General features: G+C 53.0%; 16 protein-coding genes. 3 read left to right on the top strand and 13 right to left on the bottom strand.

Going from position 1 to position 18,706, the window contains the following annotated elements:
- Nucleotides 1–250: 250 nt before the first annotated feature.
- The 5 genes from B1728_RS08335 to B1728_RS08315 form a co-directional block, all read right to left on the bottom strand.
- Nucleotides 251–589, bottom strand: a complete 339-nt coding sequence (locus tag B1728_RS08335) for a DUF2512 family protein (RefSeq protein WP_179135940.1) — start codon at nt 587–589, stop codon at nt 251–253.
- Nucleotides 590–739: 150 nt separating this feature from the next.
- Nucleotides 740–3,007: an Ig-like domain-containing protein gene (locus tag B1728_RS08330; protein ID WP_079909744.1), complete on the bottom strand. Its 2,268-nt coding sequence runs from the start codon at nt 3,005–3,007 to the stop codon at nt 740–742.
- A 238-nt stretch (nt 3,008–3,245) separates the two neighbouring features.
- Nucleotides 3,246–4,793, bottom strand: a complete 1,548-nt coding sequence (locus B1728_RS08325) for an extracellular solute-binding protein (RefSeq protein WP_079909743.1) — start codon at nt 4,791–4,793, stop codon at nt 3,246–3,248.
- Between the two features lie 40 nt (nt 4,794–4,833).
- The gene (locus B1728_RS08320) at nt 4,834–5,700 is read right to left on the bottom strand and encodes a carbohydrate ABC transporter permease (RefSeq protein WP_079909742.1); all 867 of its coding nucleotides are present in this window, start codon (nt 5,698–5,700) and stop codon (nt 4,834–4,836) included.
- A 13-nt stretch (nt 5,701–5,713) separates the two neighbouring features.
- Nucleotides 5,714–6,625, bottom strand: a complete 912-nt coding sequence (locus tag B1728_RS08315) for an ABC transporter permease (RefSeq protein ID WP_079909741.1) — start codon at nt 6,623–6,625, stop codon at nt 5,714–5,716.
- Between the two features lie 256 nt (nt 6,626–6,881).
- On the opposite strand from B1728_RS08315, the gene B1728_RS08310 reads away from it, so the two are divergent.
- Nucleotides 6,882–9,170, top strand: a complete 2,289-nt coding sequence (locus tag B1728_RS08310; RefSeq protein ID WP_079909740.1) for a helix-turn-helix domain-containing protein — start codon at nt 6,882–6,884, stop codon at nt 9,168–9,170.
- A 130-nt stretch (nt 9,171–9,300) separates the two neighbouring features.
- On the opposite strand, the gene B1728_RS08305 is transcribed toward B1728_RS08310, so the two are convergent.
- The 5 genes from B1728_RS08305 to B1728_RS08285 all read right to left on the bottom strand — a co-directional run bounded on the left by B1728_RS08305 (nt 9,301) and on the right by B1728_RS08285 (nt 14,280).
- Nucleotides 9,301–10,515 (bottom strand): N-acetylglucosamine-6-phosphate deacetylase, encoded by a 1,215-nt coding sequence (locus B1728_RS08305; protein ID WP_079909739.1) that lies wholly within the window; start codon nt 10,513–10,515, stop codon nt 9,301–9,303.
- A gap of 4 nt (nt 10,516–10,519) precedes the next feature.
- Nucleotides 10,520–11,293 carry a glucosamine-6-phosphate deaminase gene (locus B1728_RS08300; protein WP_079909738.1) on the bottom strand — a complete coding sequence of 258 codons (774 nt, stop codon included), beginning with the start codon at nt 11,291–11,293 and terminating at the stop codon, nt 10,520–10,522.
- On the bottom strand, nt 11,290–12,207 hold the full coding sequence (locus tag B1728_RS08295) for a sugar phosphate isomerase/epimerase family protein (RefSeq protein ID WP_079909737.1): 918 nt from the start codon (nt 12,205–12,207) through the stop codon (nt 11,290–11,292). The genes B1728_RS08300 and B1728_RS08295 overlap by 4 nt, the downstream gene beginning before the upstream one ends.
- Before the next feature lie 43 nt (nt 12,208–12,250).
- Nucleotides 12,251–13,162, bottom strand: a complete 912-nt coding sequence (locus B1728_RS08290) for a Gfo/Idh/MocA family protein (protein ID WP_079909736.1) — start codon at nt 13,160–13,162, stop codon at nt 12,251–12,253.
- Between the two features lie 83 nt (nt 13,163–13,245).
- Nucleotides 13,246–14,280, bottom strand: coding sequence for a Gfo/Idh/MocA family protein (locus tag B1728_RS08285; RefSeq protein ID WP_079909735.1), 1,035 nt, complete (start codon nt 14,278–14,280; stop codon nt 13,246–13,248).
- 326 nt (nt 14,281–14,606) lie between these two features.
- Between B1728_RS08285 and pdxK the strand changes: the two genes are divergently transcribed.
- Nucleotides 14,607–15,416 carry a pyridoxine/pyridoxal/pyridoxamine kinase gene (gene pdxK / locus B1728_RS08280; protein ID WP_079909734.1) on the top strand — a complete coding sequence of 270 codons (810 nt, stop codon included), beginning with the start codon at nt 14,607–14,609 and terminating at the stop codon, nt 15,414–15,416.
- Between the two features lie 122 nt (nt 15,417–15,538).
- Here the strand turns inward: pdxK and B1728_RS08275 are convergent, their stop codons facing one another.
- Both B1728_RS08275 and B1728_RS08270 read right to left on the bottom strand, forming a co-directional pair.
- Complete coding sequence (locus B1728_RS08275) at nt 15,539–16,309, bottom strand: DUF4179 domain-containing protein (protein WP_079909733.1); 771 nt, start codon at nt 16,307–16,309, stop codon at nt 15,539–15,541.
- On the bottom strand, nt 16,287–16,874 hold the full coding sequence (locus B1728_RS08270; RefSeq protein ID WP_079909732.1) for a sigma-70 family RNA polymerase sigma factor: 588 nt from the start codon (nt 16,872–16,874) through the stop codon (nt 16,287–16,289). Before B1728_RS08270 ends, B1728_RS08275 begins: the two co-directional genes overlap by 23 nt.
- Before the next feature lie 260 nt (nt 16,875–17,134).
- On the opposite strand from B1728_RS08270, the gene B1728_RS08265 reads away from it, so the two are divergent.
- On the top strand, nt 17,135–18,205 hold the full coding sequence (locus B1728_RS08265; RefSeq protein WP_079910146.1) for an SDR family oxidoreductase: 1,071 nt from the start codon (nt 17,135–17,137) through the stop codon (nt 18,203–18,205).
- A gap of 56 nt (nt 18,206–18,261) precedes the next feature.
- Here B1728_RS08265 and B1728_RS08260 read toward each other — a convergent pair whose 3' ends face one another.
- A complete protein-coding gene (locus tag B1728_RS08260) occupies nt 18,262–18,639 on the bottom strand; it encodes a winged helix-turn-helix transcriptional regulator (RefSeq protein ID WP_079910145.1) in 378 nt (125 codons plus the stop codon).
- Between the last annotated feature and the right edge of the window lie 67 nt (nt 18,640–18,706).

Below are 18,706 nucleotides of genomic sequence, written 5' to 3'. Positions count from 1 at the left end.
AATTTTACAAACATATGTCTCAATTCTAAATGAATTTTCCGATCAAATCTAGCTATTGTGTACATAAATCGACAATAATTTTACAAATGTTAGGTTTTTTCGCCCTAAAAAAGACAAAATTTTCTTCTTGCATTTCTAGTACCTATTACCTATTGAATCGTTTTGTCAAAATGAATCAATAACGAAAAAGCCCTCTATCCTTAATAGGAAAGACGGCTCATTGTATAGCTGGACGATTGAAGTATCCGTTCTAAGCGGCGGCTCTTTGATCCGGTTTCATCACAAAGCGATGCAGAAGCGCCTCAACCACTCCCAAAACCAGGCTGATGGCTATGATATTCACCCAGCTTAAATTCCATTTCATCATAACATCCGCTATCCACAAAATGGCTATAGACAAGATGGCGTCCGATATGGTCGCAACGGTGTTATTACTAGCTCTTAGGATCCATTGGTCGCCGATGACATAAGCCAGGATGCAGAGAATGACAGCCGTCATAAGCGCCTGCATCAAGGTTGCCCTGGAAAACCATAGCAATGCCGGTACCACAATGATCCCGTTAAGAATCAGCTTTATAATAAACTTCATGGATGACCTATCTCCCTTCATTTTTGTTTTTTAGTATCTCTCCTTTCCATCATTTCATTCCTGATTCCCTAGCTTGTACCAACAAAATTTTTTAGGACCTGCCGGTTCCTTGAAAAAAGGAAAACCCGGTTTCCCGGGCTTTCGGTGGAATTACTGAAGCGGATATAGGCTTGCGGTATGCGGCTCATCATAAGCCTGAGCCCAGTAATAGCCGGGGGATGTCACCCGCCGCGGCTCGAAGCCGACCTGTCTGCCTGATGGGATCGTCTCCGAGGTGAGGGTGATCCTCCCGTTCGCGTCTGTCCGGCCGCCAGTGTACTTGCCGCCAGCATACTGGAACCGTCCCTCAACCAAGGCATTCGCCAGCGGCTGCCCGGTATTCTTATCCACCACTTGCATTGTCACCGCGGCGGCGGAGCCTTTCATGACAATGCTCATCCCTTGGAGCACCATCGGCTTCAGGTTTGTCGTCTTGGTCTTGACGATTGCCGGCAACGAGGCCGGGCCGATGTTCCCCTGCACATCACGTGCTGCTACCTTGTAATAATAGACGGTATCCGGCAGCAGGCCGATATCACGGAAAGTAAGCGAGCGGGACTCTCCCGCCACTTGATCAGGGCCTGGTGTAAACCACGGCGTCGTCCCGCGGTAGATGATATAGCGGTCGATATCCGTATTATCGCCGGCCATGCCGTACGAAAGCCCCACCTTCTGATAATCCGCCGCTTCGGCCTTCGGCAGTCCGCGAACGATGGATGGCGCCTCCGTATCTGCAGGCGGCTGCCAGGTCACGCTGCCCGGCCCCCAGTGGGACGGCAGGAAGCGGAGCGAATCGTAATGATGCATCGCGATCCCGCCGAAGGAAGCTCGGCTGTTATAAACGGCATATACCTTATCCAGCTCCGTCTCCATAACGGTACGCCCTTCTTCGCGGAACGTAATCGTCTCCGGGTCACCGCTGTTCGCAATATCTAGGGTCTCCACCCCGATGACTACCGAATGCGGCTTGCCGATCGCATCCGCATAATCGATCTCGCCCTGCGCTCCGGCAATGACCCCTGCCGAACCGTCCGCCGTATCGCGATAATCCATGATCGATATGTAGTCGCTCATGTCCTGCACATGCTGCGACAGCCACTTGGTGCTTCCGTTCCAGGTGATGCTCTGCGCCTGCGCCGACGAGTCGAACCATTTCGGAATTGCCGGTCCGAAGGGGAGATTCAAGCCGGACGCGTTGCGGCGGTCGATCATTTTTTGCAGCATATCCAAATATTGAAGCTGCAAGGAAGGGTACTGGTCTTTGAAGTCCGGTGAAATATACGGCTCGATGTCGGCATTCACCCCGTCAAACCGTTCATTGCGGGAGGAAGCGAGATTATAATTCAGCACCCGTTCCATTTCCCGCACCGCTTTGTCGTGATAGATCGCATAAGCGCCCATATACGGGGGCGTCGTACCTCCGGAGATACAGGCGTACACTTGATATCCCCGGCTATGAGCCCAAGCAATGAAGCTTCTCAGCTTGCCGGGATCATCCGCCAAGATATCCATATCCGCCATCGGGCCGACGGCCAAATACAGCGTCGTCACCGGATCCGAGCCGAAGGTCGCCGTATCCTTGGCAAAAGCGTCCAGTACCGTTCTGGAGCCCGGGTTAAGCAGCAGCCGGTAAGCCTCAGGCTCCCAGATCCACATCGCCCGGTCCTGCGGCTTCACCGTCACCTGCTCATGCGCCCCTCGCCCCACCGTCGCATAAATAGTGGCGCTATAGCCGGTACGGCCTTTCGCATCCGTTGCTTTTGCCTCAATGCTGCTCGTGACGTCCCCGAGCCCCTTAGTATTCCAGGAGTACACAAACTGCTTACCATGACGGATCGCGTACTGCCAGGACCCGCCGTTTACGCGTACCTGAACGCTTACCACCGGCATATCCCCATACGCTGCAACTGTAACCGGTACCGTTCCACTGAGTGAAGTTCCCTCCTGCGGGCTCACAATCACGACCTGCGGGGCCGCTCCCCGGGAGGAATCTGCCTGCAGCTCCAGCGGCGAGCTCCAAACGCCATAACGCGTCTGCACATCCGACCCGCTGGCGCGCAGCCGGACGACACCGTTGTAGTCCCGTGTATCCAGCTCATAACGCCATGTCCCGGCATCATCGGAGTCGGCATCCTCCATCGTGACGCTGACTTGAGACTCGCCATTGATGCTGAGCTTAATGTCGTACAAGCCGGTGTAGGTGCCGGTCAGCACCATTTTCGGCCATGTGAGCTTGCCGCCAGTTGCCGGAGGATCGATCGTAACCGCCGAAGCGGCCAAGGCGGCAGGAGGCGGGACGACCATGAAGGAACCTACAACCAGTAACGACAGACATGCGGTGATAACGAAGCGCCTCCAGGCGCTTATTCTGCTTAGCATCTAATTAGCCTCCTATGGCGGGAGGACGGTCCTCCTGATAACATGAAAAACCGCCACTCTGCTTCTTGTATAAGGCTTCTCTTCTCTACAGCTCTCTATCATCTATAGCTCTCTATCCGTTTCGTTATGGCTCCAACACTCCATCGACTCCGCTTGCCGAACATGCTCATTTTGTCTTATCGGCTCTCTGTCTTACTGCACTCCAATTCCAATAGATTTCCAGCTTCCGATCGTCTTCCTACGGCTTCAGCTGAGTGCTCTCCACCCGCTTGTAGGCGGCCTTGTAAGTATCGACCAGCTTCTGCACGCCCAAATTGTTCATTTCCTCTACATACTTGCTCCACTCGCTCATACTCCGGGTTCCCAGCACGAACTTGGCGAAGTTTTCCTCCCGATGCTTTTTCAGGGCCTGACCGGTGACGGACAGCACCTCGTTCTCCTTCTCCGTAAAGGACGGTCTAGGCTGCATCGCCGGAGGATCATATTTGGCCGCTTCCTTGTAGGCATTTTGCAAATCCTTGGAAAACAGCGACAGATGCGCGTTGTAATCGATCCATGTATAGGTGCCTCTGCTCGATTGCAGGCCGGTCTTCTTGCGCATTTCCGTCACATCAGTGAACTCGGGCTTGAATTTCTTTTGTCCGTTCTCCATGACATAGGTTTCTCCTTCTTTACCCCAGCTCGCCAGCGTGCGCCCTTCCTCGGTATAGAAGAAATCCATAAAGGTCATGACATCCTTGATGTTTTTGGAAGTAGAAGCCACCGTCAAGCCGCCGTCCAAATAATGGAAGTACGGATTGAGCTGCTTCCCGCCATTCAGGCCCGCCGGAGGAGCCATGAACTGCATGTTGTATTCGGGACGATCCTTCTTCATCGCATTGTTGAAGAAATCGACCCGGCTGATATAATCAATCGTTATGAACGACTTGTCGGTCGACATCGTGTCCTGCCACTGCTTCGTCTGAATGGACAGGAAATCGGGAGGAATGAGGCCTTCGGCATAGAACCGGTGCCACATCTCTACCATTGCCTTGTAATTGTCTTCAATCGGGCCGTACCGCCATTCCTTCTTATCAAAATCGTAATACGCATCCGCGCCGGTTCCGAAATTAGTCGTCAGATTGGTGTACATCTCATCAGGAATTTGCCCGAAGCGCAGCGACAGCGGGTAGCTGTCCGGGTACGCCTGCTTCAGCTTTTTCATCGTCTGGTACAGCTCTTCATAGGTTTTGGGCGGCGTCAGGCCATTCTTCTTGAAAATGTCTTCGCGGTACAGCCAGATCATCCGGTTCGTTTCCCCAAAGCCTTGATTCGGAAACATATACATTTTGCCGTCCGCCGAGATCATCGCCTTCGCTTCATCAGGATATTTCTCCATCCACTTCTTCAGATTAGGCATTTGGCCGAGGTAATCGAGAATATTGACCAGAGCGCCCTGCTGGCCGAACCGGTCGGAATCGCTGCGGCTCGGCATGCTCATCAGATCAGGCAAATTATTCGACGCAATGGTCAAATTGAGCGTATCGTTCAGCTTGCCGGATGGCGTCTGCACCTGCAGCGTAACCCCCGTCTTCTCCTCGAGCCATTTCCAGATCGGCCAATCCTTGCTGTACGGGAATGTCGCGTTATTATCGAGCAGCGCCGTGAACGTCTTCTTGGCCGGCGTTCCGGCCGGTGCGTTCGGCGCGGTACCTCCTCCTGCTTCCTTCCCCTCATTCCCGCTGCATCCTGCCACGACCGATAGCGCCATGACGGAAGCGAGCGATAGCGATGCCATTTTGTTCATGAAGACCCTCTCCTTCATATAGGTTTTGAGCAAAACCGGACTAGCCTTTAACGGCGCCGATCATCGCGCCTTTGACGAAATATTTTTGCACGAACGGATATACAAGCAATATCGGCAGCGTCGAGACCATGATCGTGGCGAACTTTAAAGAATCCTCGACGACCATATTATCTCCGCCAATACCGGTCACCGCACCGGAGCTGACGCTGCCAGCCAGCACCAAATTGCGCAGCAGCACCTGCAGCGGGAACAAATCCGGATTGCGCAGGTACAAGAGCGGAAGCATGAAGTTGTTCCACATGGCGACGGCATAGAATAAAGCGATCGTGGCGAACACCGCCTGCGACAGCGGAATGACGATACGAAAGAAGATGCCGATATCGGTCAAGCCGTCGACACGTCCGGAATCCTCCAGCTCCTTCGGGATGCCGCTGAAGAACGTCCGCATCAAAATCAGGTTCCAGGTGTTCACCGCTCCCGGCAGCACCATCCCCCACACCGTATCCATCAGCCCGAGCGAACGGACAACGAGGAACGTCGGGATCATCCCTCCGCTGAAAAACATCGTGAACACGACAAACAGAGTAAAAAACGTATGATACCCCATATCTTTGCGCGATAATGCATAGGCTCCCATAGAGGTGACGACAACCGAGATCAGCGTCCCGAGGACGACGTAGACAATCGTATTTTTATAAGCCAGCCATATTTTCGGATCATCGAACACAAGCTTATACATCTTCAGATTAAACCCTTTTGGCCAAAGCGTCACTTCCCCTTTCATAACATAGACGTCCTGACTCAGGGAAACCGCCAGCATGTACACGAACGGATACAGCGTGACCGCGATAACGCCCAGCAAAAGGATCGTGTTGACGATCGTAAACAAGCCGATTTTCTCTCTCATCTCACTCCCTCCTTTACCACAGACTCGTTTCTCCCACCTTGCGGCTAATGGTGTTGGCTGCCCAAATGAAAATCAGACTGATGATCCCCATGAACAGATCAATCGCCGCCGCGTAGCTGAAATTGCCCTGCTCCAGCCCTACCCGGTACACGTACGTACTGATAATGTCCGCCGTGCTGTAGGTAGCCGGATTGTACATAAGGAACACCTTCTCGAACCCGATCTCGAGCACCTTGCCCACATTCAGAATAAACACAATCACGATCGCCGGGGCAATGCCCGGAATGGTCACATGCCACAGCTTGCGCCAGCGGTTCGCTCCGTCAATGCCGGCCGCCTCATAGAGCTGAGGATCGACGGCGGTCAGCGCCGCCAAATAAATGATCGTCTCCCAGCCGATATGCTGCCAAATCTCCGACAGCACGTACACTGTGCGGAACATGCCGGGCTCCATCATAAAATTGACCGGTTGAAAGCCGAGAGATTTAATGATCTGATTGATCAGTCCGCCGGTAGGCGACAGGAACATAATCACCATGCTCGCCACGATCACATTCGAGATGAAATGCGGCAAATAGCTGACCGTTTGTACGAATTTTTTGAACAGCACGGTTCGTACTTCGTTAAGCAGCAGCGCCAGCACAATCGGAGCCGGAAAGCTGAACAGCAGCTTGTATGCCCCGAGCAGGAACGTATTGCGCATCAGCAGGAAAAAATCCGGGTTTTCCAGAAACATCCGGTAATACTTGAGCCCGACCCATTCGCTCGCCATTATGCCCTTAAACGTATTATAGTTTTTGAACGTAATGACCAGCCCGAACATCGGGACATACCGGAACACAATAAAATACACGAGACACGGCAGGAACAGCAGCCAGAGATATTTGCTTTTGCGCCATGTTTTGGATAAGGACGCCGCCTGCATTCATACACCCCCTAGGCATTTCGTCGTTGGCAGTCTATCCTGCTTGTAGGGCTATCATAATCGAATCTCAGGCGGCATGGATATCTGCATGTTCTTGAACCGATCCGCTTTTTATTGATAAGATGGAGCCCTGTGCATGAAGTGGAAAAAGTGTATATTGTTCAGAACCGAAAAAACAACGTATGATAGAGGTACTCGCACCTGAAGACTACATTAATATATAAGGTGACTACAGCGACGAAGGGTAGGAAGCAGGATGGCCGAATTTGTTCCCCGATCGATCAAACCGAAATCCCTCTTTAGCAAACTATTGACCGGCTTTCTGGCCGTCATCGTTCTTCTCGTAGCCTTTAATTTCGTCACTTCCGTTTATTTGAAAAATAAAATTCACGACGAGATCGTGAAATACAACGAGCTGAGCATTAACCATACGGTGGAAGGGTACGAGAATCATTTTCGCTTATCGAAAAATATGGTGCTCGGCTTAAATCAGAACGACCGTTGGATCACGAATTTGAACATCTTAAGGAAGGTCAAGGAGAATAACGGCTACGCCAGCATCGAGGATATCAAGGCTGAGCTGAAGACGCTCTACGCCAACCCGTTCCTGCAATTTGAAAACGTGATCATTTATTTTAAGAACGACGCCTATGTCGTGGAAAAAGACGGCACCAGCAGGGCCGAGGACATGTTCGGCAAATTTTACCGCAGTCCCGATTATCCACTCGCGTTCTGGAATCGGCAATTCGACGAACGGATAGGCTTACGTGTGCTCCCCGCTTCCCGGTTTACCGAAACCTCGGCCGGGATTGAGACGGGCAAAGGACTCCTGCTCCCGATGCTGCTAAAGCCGCTCCCGTACAACGATATGTACTTGATCGTGATGCTTGATGCGCAGAAGCTGTTTCAAACCCATAATATTTCGTCCGATCAGCATTTCTACATCCTGGACCCGGACGGACGCCCTATTTATACCTCAACTCCGAATATGCAGACCGAGCCTTTATCAGCGTTTAACGCTTCCGGGCATCCTTTCGTGAAGGGAAATTACTATTACTTCTTCCGAAAAGGGCAGGAAACCGGCTTCACCTATGTTAGCATGGTGCCGAACGAATCGATTTCCCTGCAGCTGATCCGGCTGAATACGATCCTCATCACGCTGCTGGTAGCTGTTGCTCTTATCAGCATCGTCGCTTCCATCCTGTTCAGCAGAAGCCTGCAAACACCGTTGCGTAAAATCATTGATTCCATGCAGGCATGGGATACCGGCGAACAGCAGCCGAAGCATGGACCGATTCGCGAATTCGATCTGATCAGCCATAAGGTTCATCAAATGATGCAGACCAATCAAAGCATGACACAGGATTTAGCTCAAAAATCGTCGCTTCTCCGTAAATACGCGCTGACCAACAAGCTTAAGAACATCCATATGAACCTGTCGGAGCTTCGGGAAATGGCCGATACCGGTATGCCGTTCATGATGGTTCTGTTTGAAATTCATTTTAAGGAGAAATATACGGAGCTGAGCATCGACCGGGAAAAAGGGACCTATTACATTCGCGAATTCATCGACAGCGTGCTGCTTAGATCGTACGAGGAATCGGTGACGTTTCAGATGGAGCGCAATCTGGTGCTGTCGCTTATTTTTACGGCGGATACCGGACCGGACGGCGTGAATAAGCCGATCGAATATTTGAAGAACATGTTCGATATCGAGCACGATCTGTATTTGGTCACGATTGCCGTCAGCCCGCTGTACCCCGCGGCCTCAGCCTTTACGGCCGCCTATGAGGAAATGACGCAGGCGATCAGGCAGCGGAAGCTGCTGAACGAAACTCAAGTGATCCGCGGCTTGCAGCCCGCTCCCGAAGCCTATCCCTTCACCGTGCTGATGGAGGAGGAGCTTCATACAAGGCTGATGAGCGGCAAAGCAGCGGCTGTTGACGAATGGATCGCCAAGCATTTGGACCAGCTCGTCCGGCGCGGTTCCTCTGCGGAAACGTATTGGCAGTTCGCCAAGGAAATCTCGCTGCAGACGGATAAGACGCTGCAAAAGCTGAATCTTCATAGCCAGTCCGGCAGCGGCAGCCTGATGAAGCCTTCCCTCCATGCGCTGAGCGGATTTTACAGTACGGAGCAGTTCCAGCAATGGTTCGAGGCGCTGCTGCATCCGGTCGTGCAGCTGATCCGTGAGCATACGGAGGATCAAGACCCGATCACCCGCTTCGTTATCGACTACCTGGACGCCCATTTGCATGAGGATATCACTCTCGACTTCATGGCGGATAAGCTGAACATTACGTCAGGTTATTTGTCGACCTACTTCAAGGAAAAGACTGGAATGAACTTCAGCGATTATTTGAACGATCTCCGCATCCAGAGGGCGAAGCTGCTGCTGGATAATCTGGAGCTCAAGATCCAGGATGTCGCCGCCCATGTCGGTTATCAGAATGCCAATTCCTTCATTCGTATGTTTAAACGGTATTCGGGGATTACGCCGGGGGAATACCGCAAGAAATATGCTTCGCGTTTATCGGTGGAATAAGCCGAGGAATGGTACAGAAAATGGAGCGATCGATTTAAAAACTCCGTATCCCATACAGCCGGAACAGCTGGATGGGATACGGAGTTTCGCTTTAACTGGATTTCTTCATGCTTATAAACATGCGATTGTCTCAGCTGCTTTCAACAGCAGAGGCAGCATAATCGCCGGAACTGTGTGTGCATTCGTAGACCAGCTCGCCATATTGATAGGTTCGCTCGATTCGAATCCCGTCATCGCTGCGGCTGAACAAGACTACATTGCCTGGAGCGCCGACTGCAAGGCCCTCCTCCGTTGGGAGCCCCATGCAGGCCGAGGGCCTGAGCGAGGCCAGCTCCCAAGCCTCGGCGAAGCTGCATAGGCCTTCAGCCTGCATATGCTGAATCCCCGCCGTCAGCGGCAAAACCGAGCCGGCCAGCAGCTTCGGCTCCCCGGTCAGATGCAGCCGCCCCTCCGGAGTCAGCGTCACCCTGCCTCCGATATGCGTCTCGTACTCTCCCGGCGCCATCCCGCCCAAAGCTACGGCGTCGCTGACCATCAGCAGCTTGGCGCCCTTCGCTCTAAGCGCCACCTTCAGCACGGAGGAAGGCAGATGGAAGCCGTCCGCGATAACACAGCCCCACAGCCGGTCGTCGGCCAGCTGCTCCCACAGATAGTTCGGGTGGCGCGGCAGCATCGGATGGGCGCCGTTGCCCAGATGCGTCGACAGGCTCGCTCCCGCTGCCGCCGCATCGCGGATCTGCTCGGGCGTCGCCGACGTATGCCCGATCGACACCTTCACGCCGCTGTCCACGCAGCGGGCGATGAAATCCGCGGCGCCGTCCCATTCCGGCGACAGGGTAATGATCTTGATGCGGCCGGCTGCCGCATCCTGCCAGCGCTCGAACAAAGCCCAATCCGGGGCTTTGACGAAGCGCTGGTCGTGCGCGCCGCGGGAGCCGTCCTGCGGCGAGATGAACGGGCCTTCGAGATGCAGGCCCGGGATGGATGCGTTCAGCCTGGCGCTGCCGCTGCAGGCTGAGGCAATCGTGCGCAGCGACGACGCAATCGCTTCGTCGCTGTTCGTAATGAGGGTCGGGTAATACGCCGTGACCCCGACCTGCCACAGCGCTTCGGTCAACCGGGCGACCGTCTCCACCGACAGCGGCAGCGTGTTCAGGTCGAAGCCGGTCCAGCCGTTGACCTGCAAATCAACGAGCCCCGGGGCGATCCACGGGAGCTCCTGAGACATTTCGCCGCCAGCTCCGGCTGGCGTAACCGCCGTAATCCGGCCTTCGCTTATCTCTACTGCGATTCGCTCTCCCGTCCGGTAATGAATACCTTCCAGGCGTTCTATCCGCTTCGTCATCGGCTTACCCTCCATACGAGTCGCTGTCGACATACAGGACGCAGCTTGGATGCCTGCGAAGAATAGATGCCGGGCAAGCCGTTGAGATCGGCCCGGTCAGCGCTGCCCGTACGGCCGCCCGCTTGGTTGGACCGGGGACCATGCAGAACAGCTGCGCTCCGGCGAGCAAGGCCGGGATCGTCATGGTCAGCGCATGGGTCGGAACGGATGCCAGATCGGGGAAGCAGCCGTCATGCACCTGCTGCTGTCTGCATGCTTCGTCCAGCTCCACGCATTTGACGGTGAGCGGATCCTCGAAGTCCGCCACCGGCGGATCGTTAAAGGCGATATGCCCGTTCTCGCCGATCCCGAGACATACAAGATCGATCGGTGCCTCCTTCAGCAGAGCCGAATAGCGAACACACTCCTCCTCGGCTCCCTTGCTCCCGTCGATATAATGAACTTGTCCCAAGCCAACCTTGCTGAAGAAGCGCTGCTTCAAATAGTGAGAGAAGCGTTCGGGAGCGCCGGAAGGAAGTCCCATGTATTCATCCATATGAAACGCCGTCACCCGGCTCCAATCGATCTCCGGTTCCTTGGAAAGCCGGTCCAGAAACTCGTTCTGCGACGGTGCGGCTGCAAACACGATGCGGACACTCGGCTGGCCGCGCAGCCTTGCGCGTATCGCTTCGGCCGCTGCGGCGGCGGCAGCTTCCCCAAGCTCGCCGCGATTCCGGTACACCTCCACCTTCAACTGATCGACAGTAAAGCTGCTTTCTGGCAGCTGCAAGCTGTTCATACGCGATCTCCTCCTCTATAGGTGAGGCTGCTCGACCTCTCCGAAAGCACTTCCTTAAGCAGCCTGAACAAATGCTCCAGGCATTGTCTGGACGCTTCTTCCCCTCCCTCGGAGAAGGCGTAGCCGGAAGGACGCTTCAGCTGCTCCTCCGTTAACTCGGACTGCAATCGGTAATGAGTCTCTACCATCATATAGCCGTCATATCCGTCCTCCAGCAGCCGGGTAAACAGCCCTCTATAGTCGACCTGCCCCGTGCCGATGGCAACCCCCTCAATCTTATCTCCATTCCGAACGGCGTCCTTCAGATGAATGTGGCCTAGATGGCCCTTGAGCAGATGATAACCGTCAGGATACGGAATTTCGCCGTCCGGATCCCACAGGTCATTGCCGGGATCATACAGCGCCTTGATGTAGGGAGAGCCCACGGCCTCCACCAGGCGGGCTACTTTGGCCCCGTTGGACGCGTAGACTGCCGGGTCGAATTCCAGCATGAAGGTGACGCCCGCTTGCTCCAGCAGCGGCACAATGCTTCCAAGCTCCCGGACTATCGCCGGGAACGCCGTATCGAAAGGTTCCTTCGCCCAGAAGCTGAAGCCCCGGAGCTTTTGCGCTCCGAACAGCTGCGCAATCTCCAAATCCCGGACCAGTATCGCTCTGCTTTGCGATATCTCTTCGGGATTATCGAGATCGCATTTGAATACGGGAGTGGAGAGTGCACATACATGCAGCCCCGCTGCCCGGATGATGCTGTGCAGCTCTTCCAGCCGCTGCTGTATAAGCTGATGAAGCTGCACGCCGTCTACGGAGCGAAGCTCCAGCGCCGTAAGGCCGAACTCCTTGGCCAAAGCGATAGCGTCTTCGATCTGCTGCGACACTTCATCGGTAATAATGCCTAACTGAAACGGAAATTCCATATCGGTTCAGCTCCTTCTGCATAGTTTGGCTATCTGCAGCTCTTCACAGCTGCACGGCGCTGCCCGTTCTCCTGCTCTCGTTGGCCGCCTCAATGAAACGGATGACCTCCAGTGTTTCCTTCATGTCGATAGGAACCGATCCCGTACGGAACATCTCCAGTACCGCCTCCAGCATGCTCGCATAATAAGGCTTCGGATGTGCATACACATCGACGAACCGGCTCGCTTGCTCCCGATGGACGAGCGCCCCGAACGTCCGGTTGCCTTTGCGGTTGCCGCGGATCGTGCCTATTCTGCCGTCTTCCCATACGCCGACGACTTCATCATAATCTTCATTCATGAACGCTGTAACCTCTTTACAGCCTCGCCCCATCGCCGCATACAGCATATCGACTGTATGGATACCGTACCAGAACAGTCCCGGCTGCGTCGGCTGCAGCTCCATTGGGCCGTAGCAATCAACCCCGATGATGCGGCCCTTCTCTTCGTCTGCGATCGCTTCGCTCAGCCCCTGAGCGTAACGGACGGACGAGCAGCTCATCAGTGGAATGCCCCGCTCTTCCACAATCCGGGCCATGGCTTCCGCATCCGCACTGCTTACGGCAAACGGCTTGTCGATGAACACCGGCTTGTTAAACGCTGCCGTTTTCTTTAGCTGCTCGAGATGGACGCGCCCGTCCACCGATAGAAGCAGGATGGCGTCGCAGCGCTCGGCGACCTCCTCGATCGTCTCAACGATCTCGACGCCCAAGCTGTCCCGCAGCTTGGCCGTGAACCCCTCCACGCGGGAATAGCTCAGCTCGAAATCCGGGGATCCCCCTGGATAAGCGACAGTTACTTGAGCTCCGGGAATATGATACGGATGCTTCGGATCGTTAAGCAGCTCTGCAAAGGCAGGCGCATGACTCGTATCCAATCCGATCATTCCGATGTTTAGTGTTTTTGCAGTATTCATAGAAGCCCCTCTCCCATTTTTTTCTAGTATTATTCGTGTCCAAGGTTGCCCTACCAACCTCTCCCCTTTGGCCAGACCCTCACTCAAAGCTTAACTTCCTTGCCCGTCCTCGCCGATTCATAGATCGCCAGGATCAGCTCCACCGATTTGCGCGCTTCTTCCCCGGAAATTAACGGCTCCCGGTCTTCACGGATCGCATGGATCAGATCATCGATCAGTATATAATGGCCGTCCCCGGAAATCGCCAACGGATTATCGCTGCCCTCGGCATTGCGTTCGGAAAGAGAAACCGGGGGCTCTTCCCCGTCCACTGTCTTCCACAGCTTAATGCCGCTGTCCGCATAAATGATCGAGCCGTGCTCGCCATGAATTTCAAACCGTGGCTCTTGACCCGGGTTGACCGAGGTCGCTCCCTGAATGACGCCGAATGCGCCGTTCTTATACTTCACGACCGCAACCGCCGTATCCTCGACCTCGATATCCCGAACCAGCGGGGCCGCATAAGCGAATACGCTATCTACATCTCCCATGATCCACCGGATAATGTCCACGCCGTGAACCCCCTGGTTCATCAGCGCCCCTCCGCCGTCTACCTCCCAAGTCCCGCGCCAGTCGGCGCTCCGGTAATATTCCGGGCTCCGGTAATATTTCAAATAGGCGTCGCCCAGTACAAGCTTGCCCAGCTTGCCTTCCTGAACGGCCCGGCGCGTCATCAGCGCCAGCTCTGTCGTTCTCTTCTGAAACACCGTAGCCAGCTTGACGTTATGGCTGCGGCATGCGGCAATCATCGCGTCCATGGACTTGAGTGTAATGTCGAGCGGCTTCTCGCATAGAACGTGCTTTCCGGCCTCGGCTGCCGCAATCGCCGCTGCGCTGTGCATGCCGCTAGGCAGGCAGATGCAGACGACATCGACCTCGCACTGCTTCAGCAGCTGCCCGATCTGTTCATATACGTGAGGAATACCGTATTCTTCTGCCAACTGCTGCGCTTTGCCCGGTACACTATCCACAACGGCGACCAGCTCCGCCTCCGGATGCTGCTGAATCGCTCTGGCATGCAGCGGTGCGATGACTCCTGCCCCGATAATGGCAAACTTGATTTTTTTACCTGATGACATTTCAAATTCCCCTCTCCTGTTTTCGGTTCTTTATAGAACGGTACGGCTTGGCTTTAGAAATCCAGGTCCGGCCTGCTCCCATCCTTTCTCCGCTATCATAACGAATGAATCGGGCTTAGCCTATCGCCGCTTTTTCCGGTTTTACCTCAGGAATCAGGGTAGAGGAAACATTGAGGATGAATCCAATAAAATGAATATTCGCTTTTTTCCATTGAAAATTCCGCGTAAAGTGATAGGATAAAGATTACCAAGCAATTATAAAGCGAGCCTCCGAGGAGCGCTTGCAACCATTTTCATGTTGAGACAGAACTAAGGAGAGAAGCAGTATGAGTATGAACAAAGCTTTAACGATTGCCGGTTCGGATACAAGCGGGGGCGCTGGGATTCAAGCCGATTTGAAGACCTTCCAGGAAAGAGACGTGTACGGCATGACCGTACTGACGACGATCGTAACGATGGACCCGGCCAACAACTGGCACCACGGCGTTCATCCGGTAGCGCTGCCTACGATTGAAGCGCAGCTTCAAACCGTGCTCGGCGGCATCGGCGTCGACGCGCTGAAAACCGGCATGCTCGGTTCTGTAGAGATTATCGAGCTGGTTACCGACACCATCAAGAAGCAAGGCTTAAGCCGCATCGTCATCGACCCGGTTATGGTCTGCAAAGGAAATGACGAAGCGCTTCATCCTGAAACTACCGTTGCGCTGCGTGAGCTGCTGGTTCCGGTTGCGGATGTGGTCACACCGAACCTGTTCGAGGCCGCACAGCTGGCGAACCGTGCTCCTATCAAAACATTGGACGATATGAAGGAAGCCGCACAAATCATCCACGATTCCGGCGCCAAATACGTTCTCATCAAAGGCGGAGCGAAGCTCGATCACCCGACGGCTGTCGATCTGCTGTATGATGGAAAAACATTCGAGCTGTACGAGTCCGAAAAAATTGCAACGACCTATACCCATGGAGCAGGATGCACTTATTCCGCGGCAATTACCGCTGAGCTCGCCAAAGGCAGCGACGTGAAGCAAGCCGTCTCCACAGCCAAAGCATTCATTATGAGTGCAATCCAGCATGGCTTCCCGATCAACTCCTTTGTCGGTCCTACCATGCATTCCGCTTACCGGAAATATCAATAATTTTCAGGCGCGGCAATTTTAACAGCCGAAGCCGCAGTACAAAGCCCTGACCGTCGACCTCCCTCTTCTGCAAGCAGAGAGAATCGCTGTCAGGGCTTCTTCATTTTTATGTTATAGAAGACTCATTTTGCCTCAGTCATGTTACTTTGATCAATCGGAAATTGTCCCTTCCAGCTTCCCTTTGTCGTCCCGATTCGATCAATGCTCACATTCAGATACATGAAGGGAGGCAGCTTCGAACCGCTTGTGACGAAGGCAAGCACACCTTCCGGCCGGTCCTTTTCCGCGATACCCACATCCAGTTCCTTCCCTTGAGTATCCGTTAAGTAAAAAGGCAGTCTATCCGGTTTGCTCGTGCCGATGAAGCTCAGTACGCTAAAGCCTTCGACTCCGGGCTCCTGGTAGGTTGGATTTTCAACTTGAATTCCATTTTTCTTCCCATCATTAAGGACATTCCGTCCTTTGGTATCAAATTCATAGGGAACCAGACTTCCATCCGCCTTTGTAATGCTGTAATGAACGAGAATTTTTTTATCCTTGACCACCATTTCTTTAAAATGAACCGTGATGCCTTGATCGGTTATTTTTTGGTTCATAGTAATGGATAATCCACTAGATACAGCACGTTTTACTTCATCATCGACAAGACCGTTCATATTGGCTTCACTGTTGAAAAAATAAGAGGTTCCGCCCAACGAAGCAAATACGCTGGTTGGTATCAAAATGGCTGCCGCAATGCTGAATGCTATCCATTTTTTCTTCATTTTCTTTGTCTCCTTTTTACGGTGAAACTCCCTAAACGATTGTCTGACACGCCCATCGACTTCATCGGGAACCACCGTTTCTTCGATTTGTCGTTCTAACGCCTGCTCAATTTTTTTTGAAAAAGACATGTTGATATTCCTCCCCGTCCAGTTCCGTATCGAACCGTTTCCGTAATTGCTTCAAGGCCAGATGGACTCTTGATTTGGCTGTGCCTGTCGGAATCTGCAGCAGCTCTGCAATTTGCTCATAAGTATAGTCGTAGTAAAAGCGGTAAATCACCACGATCCTAAGCTTGTAAGGCAGTTGATTGATCGTCCCCTGCAGCTCTCTTTGGAATTCGCTTTCGATTAAGGCTTCGCCAGGCAGTTCCACTTGCGGCTCTTCACCTAGACGGGAATGCTTCTCTATCAACCGGAATCTTCTCCAAATTTGTCTTCGCCAATGGTTCACTTGCCGGATCACTATGCCATTCAACCAGAAAAGAAATGGGCGCCTGCGATCATAGCTAGGTAACGCCCGCCACAGCTGATAGTAGATCTCATTGACAATATCGTTGACATCCTGTTTATTGCGAACAAGCATGGCGACCGTTCCATAGACCTTTTTTCGGGTCATACCATAGATCACTTCCAGAGCTTCTTCATCTCCGGTCATCAATCGGTCTAACCAGTGTTCTAAGTTTTGTTCATTCATTGGAGGCCCCCTGAAATTGTATACACGATGTATTGGCTCCCTAATTAGAAATGGTTCACTAGATTTTTATTTTTTTGCTTTTTCTCTAGAGAGAAAACTTCTCCGTAATATTAGACAGTACAAGTTGAAACCTTGCAACGGACCGTTCTTGTCTAACGTAACCTCAAAGTACCTATATGACTTCAAAGTGCGTACTTTTCACCCGATTCTTTATGGTGCACAATGACAATGTAATCCAAATGGAGAGGGGAATATTAATGATGGATTATAATCATAATGCGCAGCATAAAACCGCACTTGTTGTCGGCGCCAATGGCGTCATAGGCAGAAATCTGATCGACCATTTGACGGAGCTCCCGGACTGGGACATCATCGGTTTATCGAGACGCGGAGGTGAATCCTCGGGAAAGGTTCGATATGTGGCTGTCGATCTGCTCGATGAAGCAGATACTCTTGATAAACTAAGTGAACTGTCCCAAGTTACCCATATCTTTTATGCTGCTTATCAGGACCGCCCGACCTGGGCAGAGCTGGTAGCGCCTAACCTGGCTATGCTCGTTAATGTCGTCAATGCGATTGAGCCGATAGCTCCTGGCCTGCAGCATATAAGCCTCATGCAGGGCTACAAGGTATATGGCGCTCACCTGGGTCCTTTCAAAACGCCTGCCCGGGAGACCGATGCTTACCATATGCCTCCTGAATTTAACGTGGATCAGCAGCAATTTCTCGAGAAACGTCAGCTCGGACGCAAATGGACTTGGTCGGCAATGCGGCCGTCCGTTGTGAGCGGATTTGCTCTTGGCAATCCCATGAATTTAGCTATGGTCATAGCGGTTTATGCTTCCATGTCCAAGGAGCTGGGGCTGCCATTGCGTTTTCCCGGAAAGCCCGGAGCCTACAACAGCCTGCTCGAGATGACCGATGCCGGGCTTTTAGCCCGAGCTACCGTCTGGGCAGCTACCGATGAGCGCTGCGCGAATCAAGCGTTCAACATTACTAACGGGGATTTGTTCCGATGGAATGAGATGTGGCCGAAGATCGCCGCCTATTTCGGTATGGAGACAGCGCCTCCCCTGCAGATGTCACTTGAGGTTGTAATGGCGGATAAAGAACCGTTGTGGAATTCCATGATCGAGAAGCACGGATTGATGAACAACCGTTATCAGGATGTTTCTTCTTGGCGATTCGGCGATTTCGTGTTTTCCTGGGACTATGATTTCTTTGCTGACGGCACAAAGGCGCGCCGTTTCGGCTTCCACGAATTCATCGATACGGAGTCTATGTTCATAAATATCTTTGACGAATTGCGCCGCCGCAAAGTAATCCCATGACACAACTTCTTATAAAAAAACCGGTACTGGAGTCCAGTCACCGGTTCTGCTCATAATTATTCCATCTCTCCTGAGCTTGGAGCGGCAGTCAGAATCGAGCTATTGTCCCCATAGACCCGTTCCAGGTGTACATCCCCCCACCGGCACATGGAATGAAGGATATCTTTCAAGGTCCAGCCATACTCTGTCAATTTATATTCGACTTTGGGAGGCACCTGGTTATAGGAGATCCGTTCAATGACTCCATCCTTCTCCAGCTCGCGCAATTGCTCTGTCAGAACCTTTTGGGTAATAGCAGGCATTAAGCTCATGAGCTCGCCGTTACGCTTTTCTCCAAATGTCAGATGGAACAAAATCACCGGCTTCCATTTGCCCCCCATCACTTCCAGTGTCACTTCCACCGATGTATTGTATGTTTTCCTAGGCTCCTGCATAGGCCGTATCCCCTCCTCTACCTTCACAATACCGATTTGCTCCCGCAGGTGCAAGCTTAAGATGATC

The sequence above is a fragment of the Paenibacillus sp. 32352 genome, from assembly GCF_002042965.1.
Taxonomy (GTDB): domain Bacteria; phylum Bacillota; class Bacilli; order Paenibacillales; family NBRC-103111; genus Paenibacillus_S; species Paenibacillus_S vulneris.
This window is presented reverse-complemented; position numbering and strand designations above follow the sequence as displayed.

Coding starts and splice junctions, on each gene's coding strand:
- B1728_RS08335 (WP_179135940.1), bottom strand. CDS start 589: ATGAAGTTTATTATAAAGCTGATTCTTAACGGGATCATTGTGGTACCG.
- B1728_RS08330 (WP_079909744.1), bottom strand. CDS start 3,007: ATGCTAAGCAGAATAAGCGCCTGGAGGCGCTTCGTTATCACCGCATGT.
- B1728_RS08325 (WP_079909743.1), bottom strand. CDS start 4,793: ATGAACAAAATGGCATCGCTATCGCTCGCTTCCGTCATGGCGCTATCG.
- B1728_RS08320 (WP_079909742.1), bottom strand. CDS start 5,700: ATGAGAGAGAAAATCGGCTTGTTTACGATCGTCAACACGATCCTTTTG.
- B1728_RS08315 (WP_079909741.1), bottom strand. CDS start 6,625: ATGCAGGCGGCGTCCTTATCCAAAACATGGCGCAAAAGCAAATATCTC.
- B1728_RS08310 (WP_079909740.1), top strand. CDS start 6,882: ATGGCCGAATTTGTTCCCCGATCGATCAAACCGAAATCCCTCTTTAGC.
- B1728_RS08305 (WP_079909739.1), bottom strand. CDS start 10,515: ATGACGAAGCGGATAGAACGCCTGGAAGGTATTCATTACCGGACGGGA.
- B1728_RS08300 (WP_079909738.1), bottom strand. CDS start 11,293: ATGAACAGCTTGCAGCTGCCAGAAAGCAGCTTTACTGTCGATCAGTTG.
- B1728_RS08295 (WP_079909737.1), bottom strand. CDS start 12,207: ATGGAATTTCCGTTTCAGTTAGGCATTATTACCGATGAAGTGTCGCAG.
- B1728_RS08290 (WP_079909736.1), bottom strand. CDS start 13,162: ATGAATACTGCAAAAACACTAAACATCGGAATGATCGGATTGGATACG.
- B1728_RS08285 (WP_079909735.1), bottom strand. CDS start 14,280: ATGTCATCAGGTAAAAAAATCAAGTTTGCCATTATCGGGGCAGGAGTC.
- pdxK (WP_079909734.1), top strand. CDS start 14,607: ATGAGTATGAACAAAGCTTTAACGATTGCCGGTTCGGATACAAGCGGG.
- B1728_RS08275 (WP_079909733.1), bottom strand. CDS start 16,309: ATGTCTTTTTCAAAAAAAATTGAGCAGGCGTTAGAACGACAAATCGAA.
- B1728_RS08270 (WP_079909732.1), bottom strand. CDS start 16,874: ATGAATGAACAAAACTTAGAACACTGGTTAGACCGATTGATGACCGGA.
- B1728_RS08265 (WP_079910146.1), top strand. CDS start 17,135: ATGGATTATAATCATAATGCGCAGCATAAAACCGCACTTGTTGTCGGC.
- B1728_RS08260 (WP_079910145.1), bottom strand. CDS start 18,639: ATGCAGGAGCCTAGGAAAACATACAATACATCGGTGGAAGTGACACTG.